The sequence below is a fragment of the Collimonas rhizosphaerae genome, from assembly GCF_038896935.1.
Classification (GTDB): Bacteria; Pseudomonadota; Gammaproteobacteria; order Burkholderiales; family Burkholderiaceae_D; genus Collimonas; species Collimonas rhizosphaerae.
Genome location: NZ_JBANDC010000001.1, coordinates 24441 through 42375, shown reverse-complemented (window position 1 = coordinate 42375; position 17935 = coordinate 24441). Strand labels below are relative to the sequence as shown.

Below are 17935 nucleotides of genomic sequence, written 5' to 3'. Positions count from 1 at the left end.
AAAGTGAAGACGTGGCTTTTGGTCACGACCCCAGACATAGTTAATCGGATTGAGGAACTCTAGCTTTACGCGCCGCGCACGCACGATGATCGCAACGAAGGCAGTTATCTGTCAGCGAAACTACATGCTGCCGGTGAGCGTCTTGTCCGCTCCGTCCGGGCGCTGAGCGCTGCGCCATGGACGATGGACGACGAATTCAACTACGCTAAAGGAAATTGAGCGGCAGTGCGTTGTCCATCAACCGTAGCGACACTTTGCACTCGCAATCCATAGTTGAGGCCAATATTTGTTGCCTCCTTGCCCTTTTCCCGGACGATCAGCATTAGCGGGCGCCACGTGGCCGGTTGCTGCAAGACGGCGTCAGCCAGTTTTACCTTTTCATTCACCCGGCTCGCATCGCCAAGAGTTTCAGCCAGTCCGCCGACCAGCCGAGCGCCATCGATGCGTGCAGATGCCTGCGGCCGCATTGAGTAATTGACGTTGAACTGGCAATACTTTCCCTCTTTTTCCAAGGCCACGATATCCTTTTCAAACTGGGCGAGCAGCCGCTGGGCCTCGGCACGATTCTCCGGCGTGTCCTTGGTTCCACTCACTTCCGGCATCGTCTCCAAGGCACGAGCGCACCACTGGTCACGGTTTGCAGAAATTTCGGCCAGCATTTCCTTGGCGCCGAAGTAGTGCCGATCGAGGTCGCCATCCTGCTTGTCATTGATGCGGAACGGCGACAATCCATGTTTCTGCAGGTGCTGGGCAAACTCCCTTTCAAACGAAAAATCAATGGGTACGCTGCCGCCACCCAATGTGCCGTCCTTATCGTGCTTATCGTGCGATAGGGGAAGGGCTCTTGCATTGCGCGGTAGCGGCAACTGCACGTCCAGTGAAGCCGCGGCGGTTTGCTTGCCTGTGCTTGACTTGTCGGACACCACATATACCGCTGCCTTGTCTTCCGTCCGGTATTCAAACGCCCTTTGTGCTTTCGCCTTGCCGGTCAATATCGCGCCCAGGCCAAATTCAGCCTTACGGCTGTCCGGTTTGGTTTGCAGCCGGAGTCCGGCACTTCCTCTGGCCTCTACCTGGGTAGCGACAGATCCTGCTTCAAATCCGGTAACTACCGCGTCAGGCAGCCGGGAAAGGATGGCCTCCATCGGCCCAGAGAAACCTGTGTCGCCTGCGTCGCTATTCGTGGGTTTCAGGTCCTTCCACAACACAGTGGATTCCCATGCCTTCAGCATATTCCGGCGCTGCACCTCATCCTGTCCCCGCGCACGCAGAAAACGTACAACAGTGCCATTCATCTTCATACGCTCGTGAGTCGCGGGAATCGTCGCCGTTCCCCCGCCGTAGAGGTGCTTGCCATGCGTCTTGCCGACTGTAACACCCACGCTGCCTTCCGTGGTTTTGCTCTTGCTCTCCCCCACCATCATCTCGAATCCAAGAATAGGCTGGAAGAATTGAACAAACGCTTCCTGTTTCTCAGAATAGCCGGCGGTTAGCATAGGGCCGACAATATTGGGCGATATATAAGGCAGAAAAGGCAGGCCTAGTCCCAGCGCCCCGCCGTTCGATGTCTTTAATTTATTGCGCAGCCCCCATTCCGCGAACATCGGCCTGTAAAACTCGACCAGGTCCTGGTTATCGTCGAGGCGCAATTTCTGGCCTTGACCGTAACGCGAAATATGTGAGAGGCGGAAATTATCCTGAACCTCTGATGTGTCCAAACCAAGTCCGACAACGATGGAATCAATCTGTTGCGGGCTCAAGTGCTCGGCATGCCTTTGCAGAATTTGCTCTGACACATCGCGCAAGACAGACTCCGCGCTCACTCCGATATTGGCTTTACGGCCCAAGGGAAAGGATCTGCTGCTGCGTGCCATGGCATTGGCTTCGGCGGCATATTCCTCGAATGGTTCAGGTAGAGCTTGCTTCTTCGCGCTTGCGCCGGCGGCGGGTGTCGGCAGCGCTTGATTGAAGCGCTTTCTGATCGCGTCGAAATCCGCCGGCGTCAACGCGCGCAGCTCGGTGAAGTTTTCCCTTATGTGATCGCACAAAACCGTCACCGCCAGACAATGCATCTGTTCATCGCTGTTGAGAGCGCTCATCGGCAAGCCTTTGGCAGTTTCGCCTAATGACGAAGCTGCCGCCGAGATCGCCGCGGCGACCTTGCTCGCATGAGTCGTGATGCCGAAACGCTCGCCCATTGCTGCCGTGTTTGCCAGAGCGTGAGATGTAAACGGTGTTTTTGCGCGGGACGGGGCGAGTCCCCGCAACAAGCCTTCGCCATAGCGGCCCAGCCTGCGTTGCATCCATTCTTCGCCGACTTTGCGCAACTCCTTGTCGCGAGCACCGTAAGGCGAGCCAGGCTCATTGGTGACGTAGCCGTTTCGAACTGCATTGTAAGCGCCTAGCTGGCGCTCGCCGAACCGCTCAGACAAATGCTGGTCCAGGTCGGCGCCGGGATCCAGCTGCAATCTTTCCGCAGCTACCAGTTTGGCGTCGTTCAGCCACGCCTTGACCGGCGCCGATTTTGACTGGGAGATTGCCATGTCGGATTGCCAATACACCCGCAACGCAACCAGCTGTTTGCTGGCAAGGACTTCACCAGCGTTATTGCCTAGCGATTGCAATACTTCGATCCCGCGCGGCATGGCGGCCATCAGGTGGAATAAGGCCTTGATGTCGGCCGGGGTTTGCCCCGACGATGAACTGGACGCTCCTGCGCTATCTTCTCGCATGACCATGGACAAGGTCGGGCGTGCCCTCAATTCCCGCAACAGCACGGTGGCGCGTTGGGCGTCACCGCCGCTCACTATCGCCAAGGCATACGAAAGGCTTTCGGCAATATCCGTCTTCGGCAGCGCGTCGGCTGCCGGATTCGTCGGCATCGCATTCGTTGCGCTATTCAACTCCCGGCTTAAAGCCCGAAGCGATTCCGAGGCTCCGAAGCCTGGCGGATGCAGCAGCATTGTGACGACTGACTCTGCGCTCAGATCATCCGATATTGCATGGATTTTCTGGTTCTCGGTGGTCGTGACGCCAAGCCGTTCCCCAACAACAGCCTTAGCTGACGCCAGCGCTTCCTGTGCTTTGTCAGCCCCCTGGATGCCAGTCTGTGCAGTGTGAAGGCCGCGCATCACCACATCCAGTTGTCCAAGAACCCGTTCAGCCTCGCCAACCATGTGCTCAACACGCTCTTCCGCGGAGGTGGCAAGCGCTCCGATTTCTGCAATCAAGCCGTTAAGGGTCTCTTCCAGCTGCCCGAAATGGGTGCACTCGGCCTGGATAGAACTCAGCTCATCGACATTGACCTCGGCATTCGCCTCAGGCTGCCCCGCAATGGCCGTCAAACGTTGTTGCAAAGCGTTTTTGTGTCCAACCACCAAGCTTAGGTCGTTCTTGAGGGAGGCGTGGGTATGCTGTTGCACGGTACATTCGGTTTGCACCAATTGCAGGTTTTCACATATCTGCTGATGAGCCTCTACCAGCGCTCCAAGCGCGGGTTCCAGGCTGGCCTTGTCCGTCTCGCATTGCCTAAGAAGTTCCTGAGAAATATCGCTTAGCCTGCTCAGCTCCGCCTGGGTAAAGTCCAGGTGCTTGACAGCGATGTCTGACGCCAGCACGGCTCCGGCTATGTCATTTACTTCACTCGGCGTCACCAGTGCATGCAGGCGCGAGGCTGCATGCAGCATTCTTTTTTCAGCTTGCAAGCTTGCGCCTGCTGCAATTTGCTCTCTCTGCAGCAACGGCGCCAAGCGTCTGCTGTGGGATGATTGTTGCAATCGGCATTGCTGAAGCTGCGCTTCCAGGCGCTCGGCTTCATGTCTCAGGCTTACCGCCTCCAGCCGTTGCGGGGAAAAGCTTGGCGCATGCTGCGCGGCCGATACCCGGTTCTGGATGTTGTCTATGTCCTGCCCTGCTTTTTCACTCAAAGGAGTCAGCATGGCAATCTTCTCTTCGAGCGCTTCACGCTGCGCCGTCAATTGCTGATGCTCATTTGCCAGCGTTTGCCAATCCTGGCGTGCCTCTTGGTATTCCTGCCCAAGTCCCTGCAAGTTCTGGACTAAACGGGTTTTGATGGATTCGGCTTCCGCAGTCGTCAACACATTTGACGATTTGGATTGCTTCAGGGGCTTTGCCTGGAGCGTCTGCATTTTCGGCACTGCATGCGGCTGGAGTACAGGGAAGCATTCGACCAGTTTTTCCCAGGCGGTAGTCGGGCCACCTGGCCTATCCGACAGACTGCGGGATGGTTGCGCCAGGCGTTTCTGCAAGGACTTCGCTTGCTGGGCAATGTCATCAAACTTGCTTGGAATATCCTGAGGTACAGGTGAAGAAGTTTGCTCGGATTTCTTATTAAGGTGAGTTCTGGACGGGCGTTCGAATGCCACAGAGGTGCCAGGTAAAGGGCCGCCAACGCCAACCGGCCGCTCCATGATTGTCTTGACCCCCGCACGATAACCGCTACGGATGCTTTTTAGCGGCGCGAAGAAAGAATCCGATGATTTTCTCCTGGTGCTGGAGTTTCTCTCGCTCGCTGCTTTATCCGGCGAGGCGGGAGATTCGGCCGTTGTGGATATTGATTTCCGTGTAATAAAAGTGAATCCAGGCATCCCCCCTCCGATGTATGAAACTCATGAGCCCGCGCAGCGCTCCTCTCCAACTCCTTCTGGAAAACATACCTTCGTGTAGTCGACCTATCTTCTGATGAGCGAAAAATATGCTCAGCGCGCGAAGCAATTGGCATGCGCTGAAAGAGTCATCTGGGGTCAGAGTCAACTCTCGCAGTGCTTCTTCGCGAAACTTGACTCTAACCTCACATGACGGATTCGGAGAAAGACAGGCCGCACTACGCGGTTTTTTTTGACGATGAGGCAGGTACTCCGTGGCCCGCTAAGTGGGGTCAGAGTGAAGTTTCTGCAAAAGGCGCGCAGAAAGTTCACTCTGACCCCAGTTAGTTGCGATTGTTAAGCCCAAACCGGGCAAGGAGATTGACATGGGAAGGCTTCGTATCCCGCAATAAAGATTCGGCAGAATTGAGGCCGCGGGAAGAAAACGGAGTGAATATCTGCCGTGCGAGGTTGTTGGAAAGCCGGAAAGCTCTCCGAAATCCTGGAGCGATAGCCAGGTTGGCTTGGCAACCGAGACATAACGTAACCAGAGGATAATCATGCACGCAAATCACATCAATGCTCTTTTCGCGACGCTGTCGGGCGATATTTTGAAGGTATCCAAGCCCGGCGCCGGCGCGATCGAAATCCCGATCAACGACTGCGCGATTCATACCAAATTGAGCGGCGTCCATCTGCACGGCGGACCGTATTTCCAGATCGGGCCGCTGACCTGCGACGAACTGACGATGCTGCGTCATTTAGGCGTCAGGGAACCCAACCTGGAACTGATCGACATTGTTCGTCATTGAAGGAATGCCCCGTGCATCGCCTTGTTTTGCACGGGGCTTATTTAAAACTTGTTTAGAACTCATTTCATAAGTTTTCGCGAATGCGAACGCGGCTATTCGAGAGCATTACCTCGGAAGTCCCGGAACAGCATCGCGTGCAGCCTGGTCGATCCGCTCCCACAGACGTTCAAGGCCCCGTGCTGCGTCAGGCTCCGGAACCCGGCCATTACGCATTTTCGTGAACAGCGCACGCTGAAATTGGTATTCTGTCCGGCAATCTTCGCACTCTCGCAAATGCATTTCGACCATGCTGCGCTCCTCAGCGGATGCGCGTCCGTTGATTACCCAAGGCAATAGCTCCAGCACTTTCCCGTGACAAGCATTGACATCGGTCGAATCGCTCAATGTTTCTTCTCCAAAAGACCTCCCAGTTTTGGCAAGGTGCCGCGCAGCGTGACGCGAGCGCGAAACATCCTTGCTTTTATTGTGCTGACGGGACACTCCATGATCTCGGCGATTTCTTCCAGCGAGTACCCCATCCAGTACGCCAGCTCCAACGTCAGCCGCTGATCGATCGGCAACAGTACCAGCCCTTTGGCGACCCAGTCGAGCACTTCGTGGTCGTCGAAAGGACAGGTGACCGACAAATCGCCGCCTGGCGCTGAATTTTCCCACAGGGCCTGCCTCGTCCCGCGCAACGACTTGAGCGCAGTGCGGTAAGCGATTCCCATGATCCAGGTCGACACTAGCGCCTCCCCGCGAAATTCACGGGCTTTTTGCCAGACGACCAGGAATGTGTCGTTAATGGCCTCCTCAATCGCCTCTTCACAATATGTCACCCGCCCGAGGAAACGACTTAACCTGCGGTGATACTTCAGGTACAGGGCCGATAGGGATTGCCGGTCCCCGGCAGCGATGCAGCGAAGGGAGCCAACGTCGTCATTATCTGCTTGCTCCGGCTGGCGCGTCAAATTATTAGAGATTAGTGTCATGGCCATCGAATGTAGTTAGACTGGATTACGGATATGAGAAAAAAACCCGGCTCTCTCAAAGAATGTTTCGGCCCTTTGGTAAGATCAGATCAGCGATCCGACATCAGCGATCCGATAAATGGCTACGATCAGTCCGGGACGCCGGCTGCGACCAACTGCATGGGCGACCGGGCCCATGTTGGCGAACTTCTTAATGGCGGATGATCGAAGGAAAAGTTCGGCGCCGGAACTGACGGCAGTTTTGTCGCTCTTACCGTCATTGATTTGATTTTTATTTTGGTAAAAACGCTGCACCGTGTCGCCCGCTACGAGCGACATCCCCAAGTGCAGACTGGTGGCAATGAACGCCGGATTTCAATGCGAAGGATCGGTAATTCTCAACAACAGTTCTTTCAGTTGATCGTTCAAGCGGTCCGAGCATTCGCGCAGGAAATTATAAAAAAGCAATCCGAACAGCGCTATCGATATCCCCAAGGCGGTCGCGTAAAGCGCAGTACCGATCCCCTTGGATACGCCGGATGGATCCGAAATGCCGGATGAAGCCAACACCGCAAACGTATCGATGATCCCGAGGATAGTGCCGACCAGTCCCAGCAGCGGCGCTGCAGTCACAATCGTATCCAATATCCATAAGCGGGCGATTACACGCGATCTGCTGGACAGATAAATGGCTTCCGAAAGATCTTCCACACGCGCTGGGGCAAGCTTCGCGTCGCGCGACTGCAGTGCTTCACGCAGCAGCTGCACAGGAGTCGATTTACGCTCCAGAAACGCAGCCGGGATCCGCGTTGCATCGTTGGCAGTGCCGGCCATAAGACGCAGGATGGCGCTGGCGTCGCGTCTGCCGGTCATGTAAAAAATTTGCCGTTCAATGATGACGAATACGGCAAGCGCAGCGGCTCCGTACATCGCATAAAACGTCAGATTATGAAATAGTTCAATGTAGTTCATATGGGTACCTGGTCGAGATGATATGCCGCATTGGGTGCGGCGCCTGGTTGAAGCAAGATTGCATTCCTGGATTAAAAGTCCGTGCTTAAAGATATTTGCAAGGTGCGTGGCGCGCCGACATAAAACGACGGTGAAGTCGCGTTGCCGGATGCTGATATATTCCCGGCGACGGTGCCTTGCGCTGTCACTACCGGATTCACGTTGCTTGTAAACGACGAGCCGCTGGTGCCGGTCATGCTCAGATATTGCTTGCTGAACAGATTCGATACCGTCAGGCGAATCGTCGGCGTCTTCATGAAAGCAGTTGGTGCGAAGCGATAGCCGGCGCCGACATCGTATAAGGTATAGCCGCCGACCTGATCGTCATTGACCAGCGAGGTATAGCGGGCGCCGACATAGCGCCCCTGGATCGACGAATAAAACGACCCGTAGGTGTACTGCAGGGAGAGCGACGCCAGCCATTTCGGCGTGTCCGGCATTTGTTTTCCCGAGGTCGGCAATGCGGCCGAACCGCCGTTGGTGGTTTTGGCGAAGACCCTGTCTTCCAGCATCGTCGACTCCGTGCGCGTCAGCGAACTGTATACGTTCCATTGGCTGTTTACCTTGTAACCTGCTTCCAGTTCAAGACCGACGGTTCTGGATTTTCCGACGTTGAATTGGGTGGTCAGATTGGTCGTCGGATCGTATTGGCTGGAAAGACGGTCTTTAAAATCAACATAGAACGCGGAACCGGAGAATGTCAGTTGCTCCCCGGCGAAGCGATAGCCTAAATCAAAGTTGTTGGACTTTTCAGGTTTAACGTTGACCGCCAAAATGTTGACCGGAATGACATTGCCCGCGCCATCTTTGGCCACCATGACGCCGTTGACGATCGAGGTTGAATAGTTTTTGCCTGTCAATTGAGCCAATCCCGTGTTCGCACTGTTTTCGGGCGCGCGAGCGTTCTGGCCGGCATTAAAAAACGCCGATTGCTTATCCGTGAACTGATAGCGCAGGCCGAGGTTAGCCAGGTTGTCCGAGAAATCCTGATGCTCGCTGTAGTTCACGCCATTGGCATTGACGCCCGAACCGCTGGCATAGTTGTTGAAGTCGCGCGCCACGGTCTGACGTTTCAAGCCTAGCAATACATTCAATTTATCGTTGAGCAGGCCGAAGCTATCCTGAAGGAACAAGGTATGCGCATCGACATTGGTCTTCCAGTTTCTTGCGGCGTTATATGGCGTGCCGTCCTGATATTGCAAATAAGCGGAACTGTTCCTGAGCCAGTAGTCGGCGGAGTTGCCATTGTTGCCAATCGCTACCACCGGGCTGTACTGCTTGGAAGTACCCCTGTCAAACCAGATGCCGCCGCTCACATTGTGGATGCCGGCCTGGTAGTTGGCCTTGGCGGTAATGCCCCAGCGGTTGGTTTCGCTGATATTGCTGCCATACATCGCAACCGTGTCGCGGGTGTCACCATCGCCATTGGCGTCGCGGATGCCGCCATGCAATGCGGTGCTTGCCTTGGACTCCGTCACGGTGGTCAACTGGTTGCCGCCAGTGCCGTAGCCGTAACTGTAATAAGGATTCACATCGATGCTCGCCCTGGGAGAAATTTGCCAGTGATTCTGCAAAGCTACCTGGTAATTCTCGAACGGGTTGTTATTGAAACCGGCGTACTGCGCGCCGGATGCACCGAAGATACCCGCATTCGGCGCATAGGTCGTGTCGTTTTGGGCGGTTCCGGCCACCGCAGGCTGGTGTACCGGCGCACGCGTGCCGAAATCGAGGTCGTAACCGCCGTTGGCAATATCGTTTTTGCTGACGGTACGATAGTTCGCGTTGTTCATCTTGTTGTAGAGACCTGTGAGCTTCGAAAAGCTGCCGCCGTCGAAATTAAACACGGCCTTGGCGTCAAGATGCTCGCGGTCGGCCTTGCCGTCGCCCTTGAATTTATCGGCGCCGGCTTGCGACAGCGAAACAAAGAATTTGGCGCGATCGTTCATGAAGCGTCCGGAATCGAAACGGACAAACTCCTTGTGATAGCTATTGCTGCCCACAGCATAGGCAACCTTGCCGCCAAGCTTGTCTTTCGGATCGCAGGTTGAAATGCCGATATTTCCACCGCTGGCGCCGACATGCGGCGCGTCAATGTCGGTGCTGCCTTGAGTCAGGAAAACTTCGCAGGTGTTTTCCGGATCGGCAAATTCCTGGATGTTGATCGTATAGTTGAGCGAATCGTTCAACGGCACGCCATCCAGCGTCAGGCCCATCTGGTTGCTGTTGAATCCGCGCACCCGCAATGTGCCGCCGAACAGGCCGGTGCCATCCTGGTCGAAGGTCGACACACCCGGCAGGGCTTCGATCATCTGAAATGCGGTCGAGGTCGGCGTCTTTTTTTCAATCGCAGCCGCTGTCACCGAACTGCGCGCTTTCGGTGATTCCTCTTGCTGTATCAAGCCAGTGCTGGTGCCGCCGGGAAGGCCCTGCACATTGATTTGTCCCAGATCGGTGGTGTCGGCGGCCTGGACCGCCGGCATGTTGCTCAAGAAAAGGCCAGACACGATCAGCGCCAGCCGGTTGATTTTGAATTTCATTTAATTCCCCTTGATTGCGTTCGATAGACTGCGTTGATATTTCGGTCATGCATCACATTTGCATGCTTGAATTTGCATCGTCAATTAGCCGGCCTGAACTGCAAGTCCACGCTAAAGCGATGTGTCTCTTGATCTGCCGTGAACTGCTCCGGAAAGCCGGGAAACGACGCCCGGCTGACAGTCTTGCGTGCTGCTTCGTCGAGCAATGTCGAGTTCGATGATTGTTCAATGCCGCAATCCACCAGAGATCCGTCGCGCCGTAACACGAACCAGATCTTCACCGTGCCTTCGGGCCGCAGCTGGCTCGCTTCACGACCGCTCGGATAACGTTTTATCGAATTCAGGTAGCTTCGGATCCGTGCGATGTATTCGCCATCGGCGTTCGGCTTGGCGGCAACAACCGGCGCCGGCTCAGGCGGCTTCAAAGGCGAGGCCGGCTCGGCTGCCGCCGCTGGCGCTTGCAGCGCTGGCGCAGGCGTCGCTATCGGACTCGCTGGCGTTGGCGGCTGCAGGGCATGCGCTGGTTCCGGCTGGACTTGCTTTGGCGGCTGCGGCGGCAGGGGTGGCTGCGGCCGTTGCGGCGCCGCCGCTTCCAGCCTTGCTTCCGTTTTCGGCGATACCGGCGCCGGTACCGGTGCTGGCATTTCGACCAGCTCCAGCTTGATCGGCTCGTCGTATTTCGGTTTAAGCGGACGCACGGTGCTGATCATCCCGAACAGCAGAAAGACCAGCAGCGAGGCCGATGGCAAGGCTGCGATCATATTCCTGTTGACATAAAACATGGACATGGCTTACTTCCGTTTTGTCACAAATGAGATCGCTTCAAAACCCTTGCCCTTGAGGGTATCCATCAGGTCTATGACATGCTGAAACTCTACCTTTTGATCGGCATTGACGAGCAGCACCAGCTTCTTTTTTGGTTCTTTCGCCTCGAGCAATTTCAGGCGTGAAACCAGGATTTCGGCAGTAACCGCCTGCCCTTCCAGCTGCATTTCGGCGGATGCGGTCAGGGTGATGCGGGCCAGATTCTGGGTCTGCAGATCCTCGGCGGTGGATGACGACGGCAACGCTGTCTTCACGCCCAAGGCCGGAATCACGTTTAAGCTCAACAGCACGAAAAAAACCAGCAGGAACATCATGACGTCGATCATTGGGATGATCTCGATGCGGGCCTTGCGGTTTTCAGGCTCTTCCCATTTACGCATAGCGGCAACTCTCTTTATTTATTTAATTAATTGAATGTCGTAAAACCAGGTACAGCACCAACACGGCGTCCAGCGCCAGCACGGCCAGCGTCACCTTTTGCGGCCGACGTAGTGCGGCGGCGACCAGCGTGTACGCAAAACAGCCGAATGCCATGCCTGCCATCAGGTCGGTGGTTAAAACAGTGACCAGCGTCATCAATAGCGGCGGCAGGCTGGCTTCGAGACGCGAGAGATCGATTTCGCGGAATCCCTCCATCATCAGCAATCCGACCAGCACGAGTACCGGGGCCGTGGCTTGCACCGGAACAATCGTGATCAACGGCGCTAAAAATATGCTCAGTGCAAACAGGACCGCTACCGTCACTCCCATCAAGCCGGTGCGCCCGCCCGACTCGACGCCGGCGACCGATTCGACATAGGCGGTGACAGTGGAGGTGCCGACCGCCGCGCCGACCACGCTGGCCAGCGCATCCGATGCAAACGCCGCCCGCGCGTCCGGGAGATTGCCGGATGCCGTCAACAAGTTGGCGCGCCTGGTTACCCCAAACAGGGTTGCGGTGCCGGCAAAAAATTCCGACAGCAGGAAATAAAGCGTGACCGGCAAGAGCAAATGGAACTTCGACAGGAATTCGTGGAAATCGAACGCGCCAATCAGGTCTGTCTTGAATGCCGGCATGGCGACCATATGGTCTGGCCACACCGTGAGCACTTTGCCGTCGGCGCCGTGTATGAACGAGCCGGCTATCGTGATGGCGATAATCGATATCAGCAGCGCGCCCGGAACCCGCCGTCCAGCCAGCAGCGGCGTTGCCACGATGCCGCCCAACGCCAGCAAAGCAGCAGGGTCGCCGAGATTCCCGAACCCTGCGATAGAACCGGGAACCGCCACCACCAGGCCGGCGCTTTTCAGTCCCAGATATGCGACAAAGGCGCCGATAGAACATTGCATGCCAAGTTTTATCGGCTCTGGAAACGCCGCGATGATGCGTTCGCGCCAGCGCGTCAGCGATAGCACCAGGAAGATGACGGCATTCAAAAACACCATGGTCAGCCCGGTCTGCCACGATACGCCCATCTGCCCCACCAGTATCTGAGCGAACACGATGTTGGTGCCCATGCCGGGCGCGAGCGCAATCGGCAAATTCGCCCACAGGGCCATGATCAGGGTGCCGGCCACCGCCGAGACGACGGTGGCCAGCAGCAAGCCCTGCTTATCCATGCCTGTCGAGGATAAAATCATCGGATTGACGACAACGATGTAACTCATCGCGGCAAAGGTCGTCATGCCGGCGATCATTTCACGGCCGACAGTCGTACCGCGACTATGCAGGTGAAAAAAACGATCAAGGAGCCGGTGAATTTTCAAAGGTTTCTCGCACGGGTGAGGATTGATGTATGGCTTACAGGTTGACTAACAACTCGGCTGATGGCTCGGCTTATCGGTCAAAGACTTGCCGGCAAATCGCCGTGCACTTTTCAAGATCGAATTGATCGCCGGTACGCACGCCAGACTCCATGTCGATCCAGTACGCAACTTGCGACGCTACCGGGAAGGCATCCAGCAGCGCGGCAATGTTGGTGGAGGAAAAACCGCCCGAATATCCGCACAGCGGATGGTCGGCGTCCAGCGGCGGCCATATTTTTGGCTGAACGCCGGTGCCGAAGGACAGGTCGTACAGCCAATCCACGCGCGTATCCGACGGGAAGTCGCCCTGGCACTGCAGCGCCGCACGCATGCCGTAACGCGCGGCGTAGGTATGGCTGTTCTGTATTTCGATATCGCTGCTGCCGAGGAAACCATGGTTGATCTGAATCCGCGCAAAACCTGCCAGATCGAGTTCCGGCGATTGCCCCGCCACGATCGCGCGCGCGGCCGGGCCACATACGTGCGCCGACAGGCGCAAACCGGAACAGCGGATAGCTTGCCGCACATCGCCGGCCGGAAATCTTGGCTGACCTTCGCGTGTTTCATCAAACAAGACTCCCCATTCGACCGGATAACGTGCGGCAAGCGCTTGCATGCCAGGTATCAGGTCGACGCAATCCACTCCTGTGAAAGTAATGAAAGCTGGAGATTTTTTTATAGGCGTCATGAAAATTCCGTTAGTGGGTTAAGTTGAATAATTAGGTTGAGTAATTAGGTTGAATAACTGAGTTAATTAATTGAGTTGAATAAGGCAAGAGAATTAGCCATATCAATAATCGAACGATTGATCAGCGGCGGCCAGCAACGCTGACACCGCCTCGCGATCGGGCAGGCCGGAGCGTGCCCCGACTGCCGTCACCGAGATGCATGCAGCGGCGCAGGCAAAGCGCGTCGCCTGCATCAGCGAGCGGCCCTCCAGCAGCGCTGCGATAAACGCGCCGTTGAAGCAATCGCCGGCGCCGGTGGTATCGACGACCTGCGCTCGAAAGGCGGATTGCTCGACCGTCTGCTGACGACTGACCGCTATGGCGCCGGCGGCCCCGCGCGTCACCACGATCACCTCCGGGCCGCGCTCAAGCAGCGTGCGAACGTTGGCGGCCGTGAGGGGCTTTTTCACGATGTCCGAGAAACTCTGCTCGTTCATGAACACCAGGTCGGACAAGGCCAGCAGCGCGTCGAGACGAGCCGGCCCATTCACCATCGCCGCTTCAATGTCAATCGAAACCGCCGTGCCTGTGCCATGCGCCAGTTTGCTCAGTTCAAAAAATTCCTCGAGATCGTAGGGCATCGCATGCACCACGCGGCTGTCGACCAGAGCTTGCGATATGGTTTTCGGATCCAGTACCGGGCCAGGCATCGGTTCATACACCACCGCCTTTTCGCCGCATTTATCCAGCATGATCAGTGCATTGGCCGAAACTTTTCCGGGCATGTTGCGCAGATAGGCCGTCGATACGCCGGCGCGCTGAAATTCCGACCGCAAGAACTCGCCTGCCGCATCGTCGCCTGTCCGGCCGTAGCTTGCTGCGGGTATGCGCAGGCGGCTGGCGGCGCACGCAACATTGGCGACGGTGCCGCCGGCAAATGATTCGAGCCGCCGCCCAAGGCATTTCTGATCCGCTCTTGGCACTGTGTCGACCGCGATAACCGTATCCAGGTTGGGATCGCCAAATGCCAGCAGCCCAAATCGGCGCGCATCGTTGTTTCTCAGGATATGGATCATTGCGCTTGCGCTCTTTCGCTATTCACGGTTTGGGGGCGAGTCAGGAGATCGACAGTCAATTGTTCGAAACGCGGCACATCGATTTCTTGAATCACCAGTACCGGCCGTTCGCCGAGTCGCGGACCTTTTCCCAAGGCCCAGCTCAGGGTGTTGCCATAACCGGCGGTAAAACTGGTATCGACGTCGACCAGCATGGTCGAGCTTGCTTTCACGATGCCGGGGTCGATCCACACCATCGCCGCCAATTCATCCCACATTGGAAACGGCTGCCCATACTGTCCGATATAGCTTGCGAAGTGAGTCTTTCCGTTCGCAATCCGAGCCAGCAGCTCGGGCCGGAACATTGTTGCAGTGGTCGGATCAACGGGAACCTGCAGCACCTTTTTCCACGGCTCATGCAGCACTATCGAGGCAGCTTCGGGATCCCAGCGCAGATTGAATTCAAGCCGGGTGTTATGCCGATATTCGTCAGCGAATGCATTGGCCGCGGGGACCGGGCGGAAACTCCCTCCCATGAAAACCAGTTCCTTGGCGAGCGAGGAGAATGAGGAATCAAGGCGAGCCGCCACGGCCAGGTCGGTTAGCGGACCAGCCGCCCAAATCGTCACCTGTCCCGGGAATTCATGCACCTTGCGAATCATGAAATCGACGCCGGTTTCCGCCGCCGGCTTTATCGCAGCCATTCCTTCAGGCAGTGCGGGAACCACATAAGGATCGGCATGACGTTTTTTGTCGATAGGTTTCGACCATGCGCCCTTATATGACAATTCCCCGTACAGGCTTTCCCAGCGCTGCGTTTTCTCGGCACTGTTCAGCAACGGAAATACCGTCCCGGCATGCACCGGAACCTCGGGACGACCGGCAATCTCCAATAAACGCAATGTGTGCTGGATGTTTTCGTCGCGCCAGCCATCACCGCTGCCGACCACGATGCCTAGCACATCGACGTCTGGCGCCTGCAATAGCATCAGTATCGATTGCATATTGCTGCCGCCAGGCCCATACGCGTCCTGGCTGATAATCAGCTTGCGCCTGCCAGCATCGGCGTTCGCGGGCAACGCCAATATCGCCATCGCAAGCGGCGCCATCAGCCAGAGCAATACCCGATCTAAAGTTGTTTTCATTTCCAGACTTTCAATGTTGATCACCGATGCAAGCACAGGCCGACTTTTCGACGCATGGACACATGGCGCATATCAGCAACATCAGCAATATCCATGCCAAGATGGTACGAACCACTTACTCTAATAAATATTAAATAATCCAATAGAGCGATATATATGAACATCATAGGCACGGGTAAAGCATACAAGACAAATATGACATTATCATGACTGGTACGAACCATTGTCAGCACACATGGTGTTTTGTGACAATATTTGTGCATGGACGATCATGACCGCACCATTGCCGGGCATCGTTATGAAAAAGATAGAGCAGGAGGAAAGAGAGGGTCGAACCTGGAAAATGCTGCGGCTGTGCTTACTTACTTGTGGACTTGCACAGCCGTATTTTCCTGGAAAGGATATGAAGAAGAGGGTAAAACTACAGCACCCGCGCCAGACAGGCGCGGCAAGGAATTGTCAGCGCGCCTGCTTCGGTATCACTTCAAACGCAAGCAACTGCGTTACCTGCGTCGCGTTGAAGTTATTGTCCGAAACCAGCACCAGGCTATTGTGACCGTTGGCCAGCGGCGGTCCCCATGCGATACCTTCCAGATTATCTACATACGGAAGATTGCTTTCATTCAAATTCAAGATCAAATGCTTTTTTGCAGGCCGATAGGCTGCGCCTTGCAATGACGCAATCCGGCTGATATCGCTTGCCTCGCTGACATCCATTTCATAGATGCGAATATAGAATTTGAATACGCCTTCGCTATTTTGAATGCCCGCGCGCTCCAGCATGAGCAATTGGTGGTCGTTGATTGCCAGAATTTCGGATACGCCGTTGTCGGCATATTTACCGGCCGGGGCAAAAGGAATGGCATCGACCGGATAAGCATATTGTCCAAGCAGCTTGCCGCCGCGCGTGTATTTGGTGATTCGCGCTACCGCACCAGCCTGTACGCTGGCCAGCGGACCATCCTGGTACAAGGGTGCTTCCATTCCGACCCACAGGTAGCTGCCGTCCGGCGAAAAACTCAATCCTTCAAAAGAGAGGTTGTCGCGCGGCCCGAGTTCTTGATCCGTCGCGATCCGAAACATCGGCGCCAGCGGCAGCGACGCCAGATAAGCTCCGTCGCTGCTTGCCTGCTTGACAAAAGGTCCCATCCCCAGCTTGCGATAGCCTTCACTGGAATACCAGATGCTGCTGTCTTGCGGATCGAAACGGATCGACTCGATGTCCGGCACCTCGCCGCCAAGCCCCCCGCCGCGCCGGGAAAAATCAGCCACGCCGGGATAGAGGCTGCCGTCGGCCTGCCTGAAATAGGTAACGCCGGTCAGGTTGACGGCATGAAAGCCCTCGCTATCATAGTCCAGGCTGGCGCTATAAAAGCGCGCCGGATTGACTTCCGAACGGTCATCGCTTTCCATTACCCAGCTATTCGTTCGCGGATCATAGTCAATTCCGGACAAACCGCCGACAATGCTTCCCCTGAATGGATAGTCCAAGGGGATGCGCTGCTCGCCAATGAAGCGCAGACTGGCAACACTGCGGCCGGCAGACGCCTGCTGCAGGTGATCGCCATCGATGCTGGCACAGGCTGCGCAAAGCAACACCAAGGACAGGCACGCGCTTGATGATATATTTTTGATCAGCATGAATATGGCAATCCGAATGTGAGGAGGAGAAGATGTCCGGCAGCTTAAAGGAAATTTCGATTGTTGACAATTGGTACGTACCATCATACCATGGGATGATATGATGAAAATTGACGATACAACAGCGCTAACCCTGCCCCGCTACAAATGGCTTGCCAATATTATCGGCACCACCATCAGCCAAGGCCTGCTCGCTGACAACCAGGCATTGCCTTCCGAGCGCGAACTGGCGGAGCGCTACGAGGTGAGTCGCGATACCGTCCGCAAAGCGGTGCGCTATATGGAGGAGCGCGGCATAATTTATAGCGGACACGGCCGCGGCACTTTTGTGGCACCGGCCATCGTGCGCGGAACCACGCGCTTTATTGACAGCTTTTCGCAAGATGCAAGTAACCGGGGCAGCGTCCCAGGCCAGCGCGTCCTGAACGTCGAGCCGGTTGCTGCATCGATGGCGATTGCAGGCCTGCTGAACGTGAGGCCGGGCGATCCCTTGATCCGCGTGCATCGGATCCGCCTGATGGACAATGTTCCGGTTGGTTTGCACGACGCCTATTTCGTATTGCCGCCGGGAGCAAAATTGACACTCTCCCAGATCGAGCGAGCCGGCTCCTTATACAAGCTGTTGACTGAAAAATTCGGCTTTACTCCTGCCGAGGCGGTCGAAAATCTCAGTGCCGGCGCCGCCGAACAGGAAGATGCGCGTTTATTGGGCATTCAAAAAGCGGATCCATTGCTTATTTGCGAAAGAGTCACCTTGTCGGATCGCCGGGAACCTATTGAATATTGCTTGATGAAATATTTATCGAGCTATCGCTATAAAACACGCATCGCAAAACGCAGCGGCGATTGATTTTTCGCTTGCCTGTAAAACATTCCTGACCGTCTTTTGTACAGCATGATAA

15 protein-coding genes are annotated in these 17935 nt (G+C 55.9%); 2 read left to right on the top strand and 13 right to left on the bottom strand.

The window, feature by feature from the left end:
• Positions 1–200: 200 nt before the first annotated feature.
• Positions 201–4607: a coiled-coil domain-containing protein gene (locus V8G57_RS00215; protein ID WP_342827708.1), complete on the bottom strand. Its 4407-nt coding sequence runs from the start codon at positions 4605–4607 to the stop codon at positions 201–203.
• A 557-nt stretch (positions 4608–5164) separates the two neighbouring features.
• On the opposite strand from V8G57_RS00215, the gene V8G57_RS00210 reads away from it, so the two are divergent.
• The gene (locus tag V8G57_RS00210) at positions 5165–5416 is read left to right on the top strand and encodes a hypothetical protein (RefSeq protein ID WP_342827707.1); all 252 of its coding nucleotides are present in this window, start codon (positions 5165–5167) and stop codon (positions 5414–5416) included.
• A gap of 105 nt (positions 5417–5521) precedes the next feature.
• Here V8G57_RS00210 and V8G57_RS00205 read toward each other — a convergent pair whose 3' ends face one another.
• The 12 genes from V8G57_RS00205 to V8G57_RS00150 form a co-directional block, all read right to left on the bottom strand.
• On the bottom strand, positions 5522–5800 hold the full coding sequence (locus V8G57_RS00205; protein ID WP_342827706.1) for an anti-sigma factor family protein: 279 nt from the start codon (positions 5798–5800) through the stop codon (positions 5522–5524).
• The gene (locus V8G57_RS00200) at positions 5797–6387 is read right to left on the bottom strand and encodes an RNA polymerase sigma factor (RefSeq protein WP_342827705.1); all 591 of its coding nucleotides are present in this window, start codon (positions 6385–6387) and stop codon (positions 5797–5799) included. Before V8G57_RS00200 ends, V8G57_RS00205 begins: the two co-directional genes overlap by 4 nt.
• 84 nt (positions 6388–6471) lie before the next feature.
• On the bottom strand, positions 6472–6705 hold the full coding sequence (locus V8G57_RS00195; protein WP_342827704.1) for a hypothetical protein: 234 nt from the start codon (positions 6703–6705) through the stop codon (positions 6472–6474).
• 36 nt (positions 6706–6741) lie between these two features.
• Positions 6742–7338: a MotA/TolQ/ExbB proton channel family protein gene (locus tag V8G57_RS00190; RefSeq protein ID WP_342827703.1), complete on the bottom strand. Its 597-nt coding sequence runs from the start codon at positions 7336–7338 to the stop codon at positions 6742–6744.
• Positions 7339–7409: 71 nt separating this feature from the next.
• A complete protein-coding gene (locus V8G57_RS00185; protein WP_342827702.1) occupies positions 7410–9914 on the bottom strand; it encodes a TonB-dependent receptor in 2505 nt (834 codons plus the stop codon).
• Positions 9915–9994: 80 nt separating this feature from the next.
• Positions 9995–10702 (bottom strand): energy transducer TonB, encoded by a 708-nt coding sequence (locus tag V8G57_RS00180; protein ID WP_342827701.1) that lies wholly within the window; start codon positions 10700–10702, stop codon positions 9995–9997.
• Between the two features lie 3 nt (positions 10703–10705).
• The gene (locus V8G57_RS00175; RefSeq protein WP_342827700.1) at positions 10706–11119 is read right to left on the bottom strand and encodes an ExbD/TolR family protein; all 414 of its coding nucleotides are present in this window, start codon (positions 11117–11119) and stop codon (positions 10706–10708) included.
• Positions 11120–11141: 22 nt separating this feature from the next.
• Positions 11142–12416, bottom strand: coding sequence for an NCS2 family permease (locus tag V8G57_RS00170; RefSeq protein WP_342828044.1), 1275 nt, complete (start codon positions 12414–12416; stop codon positions 11142–11144).
• A 139-nt stretch (positions 12417–12555) separates the two neighbouring features.
• The gene (locus tag V8G57_RS00165) at positions 12556–13212 is read right to left on the bottom strand and encodes a hypothetical protein (RefSeq protein ID WP_092399160.1); all 657 of its coding nucleotides are present in this window, start codon (positions 13210–13212) and stop codon (positions 12556–12558) included.
• Positions 13213–13314: 102 nt separating this feature from the next.
• Positions 13315–14268 carry a carbohydrate kinase family protein gene (locus V8G57_RS00160; protein WP_342827699.1) on the bottom strand — a complete coding sequence of 318 codons (954 nt, stop codon included), beginning with the start codon at positions 14266–14268 and terminating at the stop codon, positions 13315–13317.
• Positions 14265–15428: a nucleoside hydrolase gene (locus tag V8G57_RS00155; protein WP_342827698.1), complete on the bottom strand. Its 1164-nt coding sequence runs from the start codon at positions 15426–15428 to the stop codon at positions 14265–14267. Before V8G57_RS00155 ends, V8G57_RS00160 begins: the two co-directional genes overlap by 4 nt.
• Positions 15429–15851: 423 nt before the next feature.
• A complete protein-coding gene (locus V8G57_RS00150; RefSeq protein WP_342827697.1) occupies positions 15852–17033 on the bottom strand; it encodes an esterase-like activity of phytase family protein in 1182 nt (393 codons plus the stop codon).
• 100 nt (positions 17034–17133) lie between these two features.
• Here V8G57_RS00150 and V8G57_RS00145 point away from each other — a divergent pair, with 100 nt between their 5' ends.
• Positions 17134–17883, top strand: a complete 750-nt coding sequence (locus V8G57_RS00145) for a GntR family transcriptional regulator (RefSeq protein WP_092399210.1) — start codon at positions 17134–17136, stop codon at positions 17881–17883.
• Positions 17884–17935: the final 52 nt, after the last annotated feature.